This is a genomic window from Bacteroides sp. AR29 (assembly GCF_900217715.1).
In the GTDB taxonomy this organism is placed as follows: Bacteria; Bacteroidota; Bacteroidia; order Bacteroidales; family Bacteroidaceae; genus Bacteroides; species Bacteroides uniformis.
In genome coordinates, this window is sequence record NZ_OBMS01000023.1 from 17,825 (window position 1) to 31,778 (window position 13,954).

Sequence of the window (13,954 nt, forward strand, 5' to 3'; positions counted from 1 at the left end):
GCTAATTGGCTGCGCAATGTAGCTACATCGGCACATTAGCATATTATCACATTACCACATTACCATATTATTTTTCTACCTCGACTTCCACACCATCGGCTAATTTAGACTGCCCAGCAATAACAACTTGAGAGTTATTGTCTACACCGGAAATCAACTCATACTCCGTATCCATACGACGGCCAAGCTCTACCTTATTATAAGACACCTTGCCGTTCTTGTAGACATAGACATAGCGGTCGCCTGAACCGGCACGCTTCACAATGGCCAGGTCGGGAACAACCACGTGGTCCTGTGTTCCGAAGTTCAGCGTGGCGCGGGCAAACATTCCCGGACGTACGCGCTGATCACGGTTGACAAGCTGTATCTCTACCGGGAAAGTACGGGTAGCCGGGTCGATGGTAGGATAAACAAGGCTGATTTTGCCTTCGAACTCCTCGTCACCATAGACATCTACTTTCACGGATACGGGAGCGCCCTTCTTCACTTTGGTAAAGTAGCCTTCGGATACGTTGATGTATAGTTTTACCGGAGTGATTTGCTCCACTACCAGTACCGGTTCTCCACCGCTATACATATCTCCGTTATCGTAATTGCGTGCCGTCACCACCCCGTTAATGGGACTGAGCAACGAGGTGTTCTCCAAGAGATTCTTATAGGAAGTCTCACGGATGTCGAGATTCATCTTGGCGGTATCCCACTCCGACTTGGAGGCACCGCCTACCTTATACAACTCGTCAATACGCTTGAACTCTATCTGCTGGTTGTCCAACTGATATTTTATCTGCTTCAGATTGGCAGCATCCATGCTGACCAGCTTCTGGCCTTTCGACACGCGGTCGCCCACCTCCACAAAAATGCGGTCTATACGCACCGGAGAAGAGGGAGCAATATTGTTTTTTACTTCGGCTTCCACCGTAGCGGTGTATTCCTGAATCTGTTCCACGGGACGGGACGACACCTCGGCCAGTTTCACCCTCGGCTTTTCGTCCACCTTCTCAGCAGCAGCTTTATCACTACCTCCGCTACATGCCCCCAGCATGGCAACAACCAGCAGGGCCATCCATTGAAAACCTTTTTTCATATCGTTGTTCTTATTTCTATTCTTCATTCTTAGTTCTTCATTCTTAGTTCTCTGCAATATAATCCTTTCCCAGCACTTGGTCAAGGTCAGCCTTCGCAACCAGATAATCATAGATGGACTGATTATAAGTCAGTTCGGCCTCCGTAAGCTGCACTTGCGAAGTGTTCAGCTCCAACACCGTACCTTTACCTACCTCATAGCGTTTACCGGCAATCTGCACAGCTTTCTGTGCCTGCATCACATTCTCGCGGTTGCTGACAACCTGCTCGGAACTGGCAGCCATGTTGTTCTGGTAGCTGGTAATCTGCATGTTCAGCTTTCGCTCTGTGTCCAGACGGTTCTGCTCCAACTGACGTATCTGAATACGGTTGGACTTGAGCTTGGTGAAATTGCTTGCCTTATACAAAGGAATACTCAGCGTAAACATCAGTGCGGAACTTCCGCTCCAATTATAATCGAGGATGTTCCAATCCTCGTTGTAGAGTGACTGGTACTGGTAAGAATAGTTCATACCCAAAGTAGGCATGAAGTTGGCACGGAGTGACTTGATGTTCTGATTGAGCATCTTCCGGTTCAAGTCCAACTGCTTCATCGTCGTATTATTGTTCAGATTGGCAGCGGGCTGATTCAGTTCATTGGCAAACAGCTCCGTCTCATAGTTGCCGAGATTGTCGGCAATCTCTATATCCACATCGGCCGTTACCCCCATCAGTACCTTCAACTGCAACTTGGACAACGTCACGGCATTACCCGCCGAAATCACATTCGGCTTAATGCTGCGCATCTGCACCTCGGCACTGATTTTATCGAACTCACTGACGGCACCCTGCTGATACTTGGCATTGACAATGTTGTAGTTGTCTTCCGCCAGCTTATAGCTCTTCTGCAACACATCGTAGGAGTCTTGCGTCAGCATCAGCTGATAGTAACCCTTAGTTACCTGGTTCACCAAGTCCAGCTTAGAAGCCCGTGACTTTTCCACAGCCAGTTCAATGTCTGTCTTCGTCATCGACATGGCCTTATATACGCTAGGGGCGAATATGGGCAAACTGATATTCAGCACCCCGCTTACCGTATTCGAATTGTCCATACCCATCTTGAACGACTGTCCGCCAAGATTCATCTGTGCCGCACTGATGGTATGATTCCACGTACCGTCAATGCTTGCCTGCGGAAGCAAGTTCTGCCAGGTCTCCTTGTGAGTCACTTTCTTCAAAGCAATTTCTTCCTCCGCCACCTTTATGGTAGGATTGTCGCTTAAAGCAATCTCCAAGGCACGGTCAAGGGTCAGGGTCAGGGTATCCTTTGCCTCTTGTGCGCGCACATAGCCGCCGGCATACAGCACAGCAACTGCCAACAGTAGTGCTCTTCCTACCCAAAATCTCTGCATCTTCATAAATCAAAAATAGATTATTTATTAAAACTACTCCTTCGTTTCATCCGGCTTTACCTGATTCTTGCGATATTCGCAGATAAAGTCCTCCAGGACACGGGCACCCTTCTCCGTAGAGATACCGCGCAAGAAAGTGAACATGATAGATTCGTACACTTCAAGGAAAGAATACTCATTGCAGATGTCCGAATTCATCAGCAAATCGAGCTGGTCGCGCACGAGCAGATTGATAATGGCGAAATTCACATCATCACGAAAAATGCCTTGCTTCACGCCCTCTTTGAAGAAGTTCACTGTATCTTCCGAGCTCCGGTTCCGATTGTTCTTCATCAACTGATAAGCCTTGGGATATTTCTTGATATCCTCAAAAAACTTCTTGTTCGTGGCATGAAAACGCTCTATGCTCCACTGATAACATCTCAACAAAACTTCCAATACGTTACTGGAAGTCTCTATTACTCCTTTCACAAAAATATCACCATCCTTCTGGGACTTCAGGATACATTCTTCCAACAAGGTTTCCTTGTCCGGAAAAACTTCGTAGAGAGTGCGCTTAGAGATACCCAAAGATGCGGCAATCTCATCCATCGTGATACTTTTTATTCCATTTGTTGTAAATAATTCTACGGCGGCCAGAATGATACGTTCCCTCAGTTCCACCCGTGATGTTGAATGCTTCGTGTGTTCGCCCATTTTTCTTCCCTTTCTAAACTAAAACTATTTTTATTCATTATCGGAATAAAACGGGACAAATATAGAAAGAAAACTCAATTCGCCAATTAAGTTTCCTTTCTTATTGTTAACAGATTAATAATTATTATGTTTCTGGCAGATTTATTGGGAAGTTCCTAATAATCAAACTTTGTCCGGTTGAGGAAAGCGACTGTCTTATGGATTTCCTTATACATCACGATGTCTTCCTTCACAAAAGGGACTTCCTTGCGATATTCGTGCAGGAAACGCTCCAGAACGGGAGAAGTCTTTGCCGGACGGCGGAAGTCGATGCCTTGAGCGGCATTCATCAGTTCGATGGCAAGGATATGCTCCAGATTGTCCATAATGCGATAAAGCTTAGTAGCTGCATTGGCACCCATGCTGACATGGTCTTCCTGCCCGTTGGAGGAAACGATGGAGTCGCTGCTGGCGGCATAGCAGTACATCTTATTCTGGCTTACCATAGACGCGGCAGCATATTGCGGAATCATGAAACCGGAGTTCAGACCGGGATTGGCCACAAGGAATTCCGGAAGTCCACGCAGCCCCATGATAAGCTGGGCGATGCGCCGCTCGGATATATTGCCCAACTCTGCCAGGGCAATGCCGAGAAAGTCGTAGGAAATGGCAAGCGGCTGGCCGTGGAAGTTACCGCCCGAGATGATACGGTCCTCATCGGGGAAGATGGTGGGATTGTCCGTCACAGAATTGATTTCCGTCAGCAGGACGGAAGCCACGTAACGGATGGCGTCTTTCGTGGCCCCATGCACCTGAGGGATGCAACGGAACGAATAAGGGTCTTGTACATGCTGCTTGGGACGGGCTATCAGTTCGCTGCCTTCCAATAGTTTGCGGAAGTTGGCACCCGTTTCTATCTGGCCCTTGTGTGGACGGATCTGCTGGATACAGTTCATAAACGGGTCTATACGCCCGTCGAAAGCTTCCAGAGAAAGGGCGGCAATCAAGTCGGCTTTCTTGGAGAGACGGAAGGCTTTGAGAAGGGCAAAGACACCGTTGGCACTCATAAACTGGGTACCGTTGAGTAATGCCAATCCCTCTTTACTCATCAGCTTCACCGGTTCCCAACCGAACTCATCGAGCACACTGATAGCCTCGCGCTTCTTTCCTTTATAATAGACATCGCCCACACCGATAAGCGGCAAGAAGAGGTTGGCCAGAGGAGCCAGGTCGCCGGAGGCGCCCAGTGAGCCACGGTCATAAACGATAGGCATCACGTCGTTATTGAAGAAATCTAGGATGCGCTGCACGGTGATGACCTGCACACCGCTATGCCCCAAAGAGAGGGCATGCGCCTTGAGCAACATCATCAGTTTGATGATGACCGGGCGTATCTCCTCGCCCACACTGCAAGCATGGCTCTTGATGAGATTTTCCTGCAAGGTGCCCAGCTCGTCCGACGAAATGCTCTTACTGCACAACGAACCGAAACCGGTAGTAATGCCATACAAGGGTTCTTCCGACTCCGCAATCTTCTTGTCCAGATAATCGCGGCACTTCTGTATCCGCAGCTTGGCTTCCGGAGCCAGCTCCAGTTTCAGGTTTTCATTGATGATACGTTCGATGAGGTCGAAGGTCAACTCACCGGAACCTACATAATAGACATTGTTCATACTTTCAGCTCTTGATTGATTTCGTCCAACAATTCCTTTTCTTTCGCACAAGCCAGGCGTTCCAATTCGTCGGCTTCACTTTGGAGCTTGGACACAAACTCCTTGTCCTTCAGCGAACCCAGGTTGATGCGTACATTCATCAGTGCGCCCAGCACAGCCGAACGGGCAGACATCATGGCCACACAAGCATCCGTAACGGCATTGCGGTTGCCCAGGCGGGCTACATCCATGATGACCGTCATCAGCTCATACGCATTGCGTGCCACCTGCATGGGAACAAGGGCGGCAAACTTGGTAGCCTCCTGGATGGCAGCGCTGCGCGCCGCCTTTTCCTCATCCGTAGCTTTCGGCATCTTGAAGCAGGCAAACACCTTGTCGTAGGCTTCAGAGTCGCGGTCTATATCTGCTACAAAAGCCTCCTTTTGCTGCAAGGCAACTCCGGAGATATGGCGCATCAGCTCTTCGTGAAGTTCATAACCTTTCTTACCGATGGTGAGGTTAGCAACCATAGCGGCAAGAGCAGAAGCAATAGCACCGTTCAAAGCGGCAATACTACCGCCACCGGGGACGGGATCGCTACCCGCCACTTTATTCAAAAATTCCTTTACTGTCAAATCAACTAACATGATATTAAATATTAAAGATTAAGGATTAAGAGGGGATATCAGCACTTCTTAAAGTACAGGATAAAGCACTCCCCCCTTTATGGTGGTATTGACACAATTCATACCTACATAATAAGGTAGAAAGTGATAATTATCCGTATTGAGCACTACGAAGTCCCCTTTCTTGCCCACCTCGATGCTGCCGATGCTATCCGCGCGGTTCAAGGCGGCGGCACCGTTCAAGGTCAGGGCAGTGATGGCCTCTTCAATACTCATTTTCATATAAATGCACGCCAAGGCAAATGTCAGGGGGATGGAACCGGAGAAACAACTGCCCGGATTGAGGTCGGTGGCAAGGGCCACGGCACAACCAGCATCAATCATTTCGCGCCCACGAGCATAGGGTTCCTTCAAAGCAAAGGCTGTCAGCGGAAGAAGGGTCGCCACAACTCCCTTGTCGGCCATGGCGTGGATGTCCGCATCCGAAGCATGCAGCAGATGGTCGGCAGAGACGGCAGAAAGTTCAGCAGCCAGTCCGGCACCCCCTAATGGTACAATCTCGTCGGCATGGAGTTTCAAGGCAAGTCCCATTTCCTTGGCTGCCAGCAAAAGGCGACGGGACTGCTCGATGGAGAAAACGCCCTGCTCACAGAAGACATCGCAGAACTCTGCCAAATTATTATGAACCACTACGGGCATCACTTCGCGGATAATGTAGTCCACGTACTCGTCCGTCTGTCCGTTGTATTCTGCAGGCACAGCATGTGCACCGAGAAAAGTGGAGACAACGTCTACACGCTTGTGCTCGTCATTATTAAGGCTACGCATCACCCGAAGCTGCAGGAGCTCGGTTTCCTTGTCCAGACCGTAGCCGCTCTTTCCCTCTACGGTAGTCACTCCCATAGCACTCATCTGCTTCAGAAAGCCCTCCGCCTTGCTGCGCAGCTGGATGAAATTGCATGCACGGGTAGCTTTCACCGTACTCACGATGCCTCCTCCACGTTCCATGATGGACATGTAACTCTCTCCCTTCAAACGCCAGGAGAACTCCTCGGCACGCTCGCCACCAAACACAAAATGTGTGTGTGAGTCCACAAAGCCGGGTAGCAGACACTTGCCGCGGGCATTGTAATGCCAGTAGTGCTGATAATAGCCGTCACGCTCCTCTCCACGGTTAGGTCCGACGTAGGTGATGATGCCATCGGTCACTTCCACCGTAGCATTGTCGATGATGCTCAGTTGCTCCATCTCCTTGCCGCAACGGGCAGAAAAGCCGAGGGGGGTCACTACACGGGTATTGAATATAATAAGGTTTTCTGTCATAAAGCCTCTCTCCTAACCCCTCCCCCGTAGGGAGGGGAATTAAGTTAGTACTATTTAATTCGGTTACATTCGTGCTTCTAAGACTTGCTCCATGGAGAAGTTCTCCAATCCCAGATAGTAGGACGCTGTATCTATCAAGGCCTCCATCGGCACCAGACCGATAATCTCACTGCCCACAATACTGACGCCGTAGCGGCGGGCTTCCACACGCACCAGTTCGAAAGCACGGTAGAGGGCGGTGCGGGTATAGTCCGTCATGTTGATGGATACCTGCGTGATGCCGCGGTCCTTCAACTCCACTCCCATTGCCTTGCAATAACGCAGTCCTCCGCCGATGAAACGGATTTTCTTAGCGATGTCATGGGCTATCTCCAGACTGGGGGTATTGAGGTTGATGTTATAGGCCACCAAAGGCATGCGGGCACCGATAGCCACTGTGCCTGCGGTGGGATGACGTTCGGCCAGTCCGAAGTCGGGATGCCATTCCGGTTGCTTTATCTTCTCGGCCATACCTTCGAACTCCCCTTTACGGACAGCAGCCAAATTCTCCCGATGAGGGGCAGAAGCAGACTTTTCATATAAGAAGACGGGAAGATTGTAACGTTTTGCAACCTCCTTGCCCACTTCTTTCGAGAGGGCAACGGCTTCTTCCATCGTCACATTCCGGATGGGGATAAAAGGTACTACATCTACAGCACCCATACGAGGATGCTGTCCCTGATGGTGATTGAGGTCTATCAGCTCTACCGCCACGCCGATAGCTTCGAGCACAGCATCACGAAGCGGTTCCGGCTCGCCCACTACGGTCACCACAAGGCGGTTGTGGTCTTCATCGTTACTGTAATCCAACAGTTTCACACCTTGTTTGCCCCGAAAAGGAGCTACTATCTTATCTATCTTCTGCAAATCGCGCCCTTCGCTGAAATTGGGGACGCATTCCATAATCTTATTCATAATGCTCTTTAAAAAAAAATATATATACTCTGATTTTTCAGACGCAGATGACGCGAATTCTTTTTATCGGAATACAGAGACGTCGGGATTCTTTTGAAAGAAAAAATCCGCGTTATCCGCGTCTAAAAAATGAAATCATCACTTTACTTACTCCTTCACCACTTTCTGCACCAACTTCTCATCAGCCACATACGGCATCGTGATATGATAGCCGTCTGCATGCGTACGGTTAAACTCCTCGCTCGTCTCCATGGCATGCGGATTGCGTGCCCACGAACGGCGGGCCACACCACCCATCACATCCCACAACATAGCGGAACGCAGGATTTCGTCTACCCGGTCACTGCCGTCGCACACCATGCCGAAACCGCCGTTGATGGCTTTTCCGATACCTACGCCACCTCCATTGTGCAAGGCCACCAAGCTCATGCCACGCGCACAGTTTCCAGCAAAACACTGCACCGCCATATCTGCCATGACATTACTGCCGTCCTTGATATTGGATGTTTCACGGAATGGAGAGTCTGTACCGCTGACATCGTGATGGTCGCGTCCCAACATAATGGGGCCGACCTCTCCCTTACGCACCATTTCATTGAAGCGCAAAGCTATATTCATACGTCCCACGGCATCCTGATAAAGAATACGAGCCTGCGTGCCTACCACCAAGTTGTTTTTCTCCGCATCACGAATCCAATTATAGTTATCCAAATCTTGCCCGCGACGTGTAGGGTCGATACATTCCATCGCCGCACGGTCGGTCTTCACCAAGTCTTCATGTTTTCCACTGAGGCACACCCAGCGGAACGGACCATAACCATAATCAAACAGTTCCGGTCCCATTATGTCTTCCACATAGCTGGGAAAGATGAAGCCGTTCTTATCATCTCCGTCCCGAGCAATTTCGCTCACGCCGGCATCGTAGACGGCTTTCATGAAGGAGTTCCCATAATCGAAGAAGTACGTGCCGTGTTCCACCAGCCTTTTTATAGCCTTAAAATGACGCTCCAAGGAAGCATCCACCAGACACCGGAATTTCGACGGATTCTCGTGCAGCATATGGGTACGCTGCTCAAACGTCAGTCCGGCAGGACAGTAACCGCCCTCATAGGTGGCATGGCAGGAAGTCTGGTCGGAAAGTAAATCTATGTGCAACTGCTTCTGCACCGCATATTCCAGCAAATCGACGACATTGCCGTGATAGGCCACAGAAACCGGGCGACACTCGTCCATGGCTTGTCGAGCCAGCGAGAAGGCTTCTTCCAGAGAATCTGTAACGTGTCCCACCCAGCCCTGGGTATGGCGGGTTTCGATGCGGGAAGCATCCACCTCGGCAATGATTGCCGCCGCCCCTGCCATCTCGGCAGCTTTGGGCTGCGCACCGCTCATGCCTCCCAGACCGGAAGAAACAAACAAGCGTCCGCGCAAATCGCCGTCCTGCGGAATGCCCAGTTTCAGACGGCCTGCATTCAGCAACGTGTTGAACGTGCCGTGCACGATGCCCTGCGGACCGATGTACATCCAGCCGCCGGCAGTCATCTGCCCGTAGTTGGCAACGCCCATCTGTATAGCGGTGTGCCAGTCCTTCTGATTATCATAGAGCCCCACCATCAACGCATTGGTAATGATGACACGGGGCGCCTCGGGCTTGGACTTGAAAAGCCCCAACGGATGCCCGCTTTCGATGACCAGTGTCTGTTCGCGCGTCAACACTTCGAGGTACTGCTTGATGAGCCGGTATTGCATCCAGTTCTGACAGACCTGTCCCGTCTCACCATAGGTAACTAATTCATACGGATAAAGGGCGATGTCGAAACAAAGATTATTGTCAATCATCACCTGGAAGGCCTTGCCTTCAATACAGTTCCCTTTGTACTCGTCGATGGGTTTCGCTTTGAGGTCGCCCTGCGGGCGGTAGCGGTAGCCGTAGATACGTCCACGTGTACGCAACTCTTCCATGAACTCCGGAGCGAGGGTTTCGTGCAACTCTTTGGGGATGTAGCGCAAAGCGTTCTTCAATGCCGTAGCCGTCTGCGCAGGGGTAAGGGTGTAGCCACGGTCGGGTGCCCGCCGGATACCCTCGACAAAGGAAGGATAGGAAGGCAATGTTTTACTTAAGGTTATCTCCATGTCCTATAAAGATTAAGGATTTACAAAGTGTCAGCCCACAAGGGTTATATTTGCCGCAATATAGAAATAAATCCCGACATTCGCAATGAAATATCTGGATTATTTATCTTTTAGTCAGAAATCCACCACGGCACTTCGCCCGACACACTCGCTGTTTGTTACAACGCTTTCACCAGAGATTACCCAAAACCTGCAAACATTCCAGATGTTTTTCGTCTCCACACACTACATCTTATCAAAATAATCTCTATATTTGTGAAACTCTTCCAGAAGAAGACGAGATAAAATCATTAAAATCCCAAAACATATAGCTATGAAAAACTTACTATCAAGTATCATCCTGACAATCGGCATGCTTAGCTGTTCAGGTTGCACAGACCTTATGAAAGACGACGGTTCCAGAGGATTTGCCAACGTGGCCACCATCGTGGGAGATGCAGAAAACGGTTTCTACTGCTACCAGAGACACTATGCCGGTCTGGTTGTTTCGCACAGCAAGGAACTTGCCGGCAAGGAACGGGGTTACTTCAACTTTTACTACACAGAAGACGACCGGACCACCTCTACCAATGGCATGAAATATATCGACAATGCGCAGGTCTATACGATAGAGGCATACGAAACAGTCCATCCCCTCACCCGGGAGGAAGCAGATGCCGGACACATCACCGGCAATGAAAATTGTGCCATTCCCCAATCATTGTCTATAGATTATGCCTCTTACGGCTATGTGGATTTACAGGCAGGATTCTCCACCTTCAACCACATAAACGGCGAAATCCACGACGGAGAAGTGAATCTGGTATACGACGCAACCAAGCAGGAACCGGACACGCTCAGACTGCAACTTTGCTACAATCCGCGCATTCCCGACGGATGGACAAAAACAAGCCATCACTTCCGCACCGTGTCATGCGATATTTCTTCCCTATCTTCTCTCCAACAATGGAGCGATTCGCTGACCCTCGTCATTGATGACGGAAGCAAGGAGAAGCATCTGAGAAAAATGAGCCGGAACGACTTCTTGAAACCCAGCGCAGGAACTAAGTAGCCAAAATCAAAGTATTTTTTTTCTTTATTCAGTCTACGTTGGTTTTGGCATACCTCAAGAGCAACTCTCCTCTTTTGAGAATCAAGCTGTCCTGCGTCAGTTTTTCTATTGTCAGCGTATCCGTGAAAGAAATATTCTGGTGATTGCCGATGCTGGTACCTGAAAGTAACAACCGGTTTCCTACTTTTTTCCATGCCTCATATTTCAAGGTGGCCATGTTAATGGAAGAGGCGCTTCCGTCCCCATCAAGAACGAAACCTTGTTGCATGCCGGGCATTCCCGGAACCGGCTCCACCCAGGAGCCTTCAATGGAGGCATTGTTGCAAGCAGTCAAAGCAACCATGCCAAGAACAGCAGTTAAATCTCTCAATCTTTTCATGTCTCTTTTCTTTCTAAAACTATATTTCTAAACAAAGGAACTCTTGTATTTCCTCTATGTTCCTGCAAAATAATGTTTTTACGGGAGCTTCCATATATTGAAGAGTCTTTTCACAAAACAAATTGTGAATATTTATTTGGAAATTATTCAAGCTAGCATTACCTTTGTACCGAAATTCAAAAAACGATATGAACCAGTCTTTAACTACAACATACAATACGCGCAATGCTGCATGGGGCAACAAGACCTTATGCGGCCATTTCATAGTGCACGTACATTGGTTCAGCGGATTCATTTAACTACCCTGCAATTTACATTTTACTATTTTGCACTTCCCTTACCGAGAAAAGGAGGGAGAAATGCCGTGTATGGGGTTTCCATTCGGAAAAACCGGACTAACCTATGTATTCACCAAAAAGAAGAAGAAAACTTATGTTTACAATTATATCTATCATGTTTATAGGAATCGGTATCGGATACCTGATGCGTAACGTACAAATGTTGCAAAAAGTGGAGAAAAGCGCCTCGCTCACCATCTTACTGCTGCTCTTTGTACTCGGTGTATCCATCGGCTCCAACCGTCTGATTGTTGACAATCTGGGAAGATTCGGGTGGCAGGCCGCCGTACTGGCCTCACTGAGCATTACAGGCAGCATGCTGGCCTCACTGATGGTGTTTCACCTATTTTTCAAGAAAGGAGAGAAGAGATGAAGGGAAGTTTGACGGTTGTTGCATTTTTCTGTGCCGGCTGCCTGATGGGAGTAGCCAATGATTTTCAGTTCGACCTGCACGACTTATCCATGTATGTGCTCTATGCATTGATGTTCCAGGTGGGCATCGGCATCGGGAGCAACAAGAAACTGAAGGAGCTGGTCAAGAGCCTGCGGCCCAAAATGCTTTTGGTGCCGATGGCCACCATTGTGGGAACGCTGTTGTTCTCCGCCTTCGCCAGTCTGCTGTTGAGCCAATGGAGTGTGTTCGACTGCATGGCGGTGGGTAGCGGATTTGCTTATTATTCGCTTTCCTCCATTCTGATTACGCAATTCAAGGAACCTTCCATAGGCCTGCAACTCGCCACGGAGCTGGGCACCATCGCCCTGCTTGCCAATATCTTCCGTGAAATGATGGCTTTGCTGGGTGCACCGCTCATCCGGAAATATTTCGGCAAACTGGCACCTATATCGGCGGCAGGGGTCAATTCGATGGATGTACTTCTACCCTCCATCACCCAATATTCCGGAAAGGACGTGATTCCTATCGCTATATTCCACGGAATATTAATTGATATGAGTGTACCGGTATTCGTATCCTTCTTCTGCAATCTGTAAACAGCAGGCCGAAAAGAGGGAGATAAGGCCTCATTGTATTCATACTGTAACAACGTGAACAACAGCGACTTCTCACTGCAAAGTGAGTGCATGCATTTTGCAGTGCCACTGCATACCGTTTGCAGCATCACTGCATACCTATTTGCAGTGATACTGCAACTGCTTTGCAGCGCGACTGCAACGGGTTTGCAGTGACGCTGCAAAAGGTGTGCAGTGACGCTGCAAAAGGTGTGCAGTGACTTTGCAGCCGGTCACCAAGCTACCGCATACTCGTAGTGGTCGAACTTAGGCTTGGTGCCTATGCCTACCGCATTGAATACCCGGGCTATCCGCTGCTGTTCTTCGGGAGAGATAGGGCGCTCGCCCTTGCGGCAATGATAGTAATAGCGTTCGCAAGAGAAGCATCCCATCACGCGATGGCGCACGGTGAAAAGCAGCTTGGTGGGTACTTCGTCGAAAAGGCGTGTCATACCGCGGGCATAATGCAGCTGCTCGCTGGAGCGGTAACGGGCACAAGTGGAGGACCCGGACAAGCTGCCGACATAAAAAGGATTCACCGCACGAACGGACTGTGGCTGGGGGCCTTCACTCTCGGACAACAGTTGTGCCGCTATCGCCCGCAGGCAGGAAGAGGCTTTGGGGCACTTTCCGTTACCCGCAAAGCAGTATTCGTACCCATCGGGCACGTCTTGCAATAATATCATCTTATTAATGATTAATGATTAGTGATTAATGGACGGAGTGCACGCAGATACTTGCCGATGACCTCTGCCGACTCGCTTGTTTCTTTCTCGAATTCGGCGTGCAGTGTCGGGTATCCGGCAAGCAATTGCATCATTCGCTCACGTCCCACGAACTCGGACTTTCCGGTTTCGGGATTCAGTTCGTAATAGACGCGGGCATGCACCAGTCCCGAAGCATTGATGGCGTCTCCCACTTCACCGCCCAATCGTGTGGCATCATCGGGAGTCATGGTACTGGTGGCTGCTTGTCCCACAGGCTGTGCACAGAAGTAAACCTTGCCGCCGAGCCACATGGCAGGTGCATACCACTGCCCGAAGCGATAACGCTTATAGCGCATCTTACGGCAATTGACATAAAGCGAGGTATCTACCCGTACAGCATAACAACGGGACTTCAAATAACGGCAAAGACCGGGATTGTCGTCTACCGTAATACGATAATCGGCACCGCCCATGAGGTAAATCTGGTTCTTTGTACGCTTCTCAATCTTCAGTGTGGTAACCGTATCGCCACGGTTCTCCACCAACTCTTTCAGATTGGAATACATTACCTGTTGCGCCCCCACCGGCAAAACCGCCAGCAACATCAGAACGCCTAACAACCAACTCTTCTTCATAT

Annotated in this window: 14 protein-coding genes; 3 read left to right on the plus strand and 11 right to left on the minus strand. The window is 49.5% G+C overall.

The genetic code is table 11. The features are described 5' to 3' along the window. Positions 1-67 precede the first annotated feature (67 nt). The 8 genes from CSD97_RS14340 to CSD97_RS14375 form a co-directional block, all read right to left on the minus strand. Positions 68-1,084: an efflux RND transporter periplasmic adaptor subunit gene (locus tag CSD97_RS14340; protein ID WP_022400662.1), complete on the minus strand. Its 1,017-nt coding sequence runs from the start codon at positions 1,082-1,084 to the stop codon at positions 68-70. A gap of 43 nt (positions 1,085-1,127) precedes the next feature. Continuing rightward, complete coding sequence (locus tag CSD97_RS14345; RefSeq protein ID WP_057087526.1) at positions 1,128-2,480, minus strand: TolC family protein; 1,353 nt, start codon at positions 2,478-2,480, stop codon at positions 1,128-1,130. A 27-nt stretch (positions 2,481-2,507) separates the two neighbouring features. Further along, positions 2,508-3,170, minus strand: a complete 663-nt coding sequence (locus CSD97_RS14350; protein WP_005825647.1) for a TetR/AcrR family transcriptional regulator — start codon at positions 3,168-3,170, stop codon at positions 2,508-2,510. A 155-nt stretch (positions 3,171-3,325) separates the two neighbouring features. Beyond that, positions 3,326-4,822: a histidine ammonia-lyase gene (hutH, locus tag CSD97_RS14355; RefSeq protein WP_098032615.1), complete on the minus strand. Its 1,497-nt coding sequence runs from the start codon at positions 4,820-4,822 to the stop codon at positions 3,326-3,328. Continuing rightward, entirely contained in the window at positions 4,819-5,448 is a 630-nt protein-coding gene (locus CSD97_RS14360) for a cyclodeaminase/cyclohydrolase family protein (RefSeq protein ID WP_098032616.1), read from the minus strand. Before CSD97_RS14360 ends, hutH begins: the two co-directional genes overlap by 4 nt. A gap of 48 nt (positions 5,449-5,496) precedes the next feature. Next, positions 5,497-6,750 (minus strand): imidazolonepropionase, encoded by a 1,254-nt coding sequence (gene hutI, locus CSD97_RS14365; RefSeq protein ID WP_098032617.1) that lies wholly within the window; start codon positions 6,748-6,750, stop codon positions 5,497-5,499. Positions 6,751-6,813: 63 nt separating this feature from the next. Continuing rightward, positions 6,814-7,704 (minus strand): glutamate formimidoyltransferase, encoded by an 891-nt coding sequence (ftcD, locus tag CSD97_RS14370; RefSeq protein WP_005833514.1) that lies wholly within the window; start codon positions 7,702-7,704, stop codon positions 6,814-6,816. 147 nt (positions 7,705-7,851) lie between these two features. Next, positions 7,852-9,834 carry a urocanate hydratase gene (locus tag CSD97_RS14375; RefSeq protein WP_098032618.1) on the minus strand — a complete coding sequence of 661 codons (1,983 nt, stop codon included), beginning with the start codon at positions 9,832-9,834 and terminating at the stop codon, positions 7,852-7,854. Between the two features lie 313 nt (positions 9,835-10,147). On the opposite strand from CSD97_RS14375, the gene CSD97_RS14380 reads away from it, so the two are divergent. Then, positions 10,148-10,885, plus strand: a complete 738-nt coding sequence (locus CSD97_RS14380) for a hypothetical protein (protein ID WP_005833521.1) — start codon at positions 10,148-10,150, stop codon at positions 10,883-10,885. A gap of 28 nt (positions 10,886-10,913) precedes the next feature. On the opposite strand, the gene CSD97_RS14385 is transcribed toward CSD97_RS14380, so the two are convergent. Further along, on the minus strand, positions 10,914-11,264 hold the full coding sequence (locus CSD97_RS14385; RefSeq protein ID WP_005833523.1) for a lipocalin family protein: 351 nt from the start codon (positions 11,262-11,264) through the stop codon (positions 10,914-10,916). 432 nt (positions 11,265-11,696) lie between these two features. On the opposite strand from CSD97_RS14385, the gene CSD97_RS14395 reads away from it, so the two are divergent. After that, positions 11,697-11,975 (plus strand): LysO family transporter, encoded by a 279-nt coding sequence (locus CSD97_RS14395; protein WP_005825664.1) that lies wholly within the window; start codon positions 11,697-11,699, stop codon positions 11,973-11,975. Beyond that, positions 11,972-12,592: a lysine exporter LysO family protein gene (locus CSD97_RS14400; RefSeq protein WP_005825665.1), complete on the plus strand. Its 621-nt coding sequence runs from the start codon at positions 11,972-11,974 to the stop codon at positions 12,590-12,592. The genes CSD97_RS14395 and CSD97_RS14400 overlap by 4 nt, the downstream gene beginning before the upstream one ends. A gap of 251 nt (positions 12,593-12,843) precedes the next feature. Here the strand turns inward: CSD97_RS14400 and CSD97_RS14410 are convergent, their stop codons facing one another. Further along, the gene (locus tag CSD97_RS14410; protein WP_009037297.1) at positions 12,844-13,296 is read right to left on the minus strand and encodes a DUF6078 family protein; all 453 of its coding nucleotides are present in this window, start codon (positions 13,294-13,296) and stop codon (positions 12,844-12,846) included. A gap of 11 nt (positions 13,297-13,307) precedes the next feature. Further along, complete coding sequence (locus CSD97_RS14415) at positions 13,308-13,952, minus strand: DUF6563 family protein (protein WP_034532588.1); 645 nt, start codon at positions 13,950-13,952, stop codon at positions 13,308-13,310. Positions 13,953-13,954 lie beyond the last annotated feature (2 nt).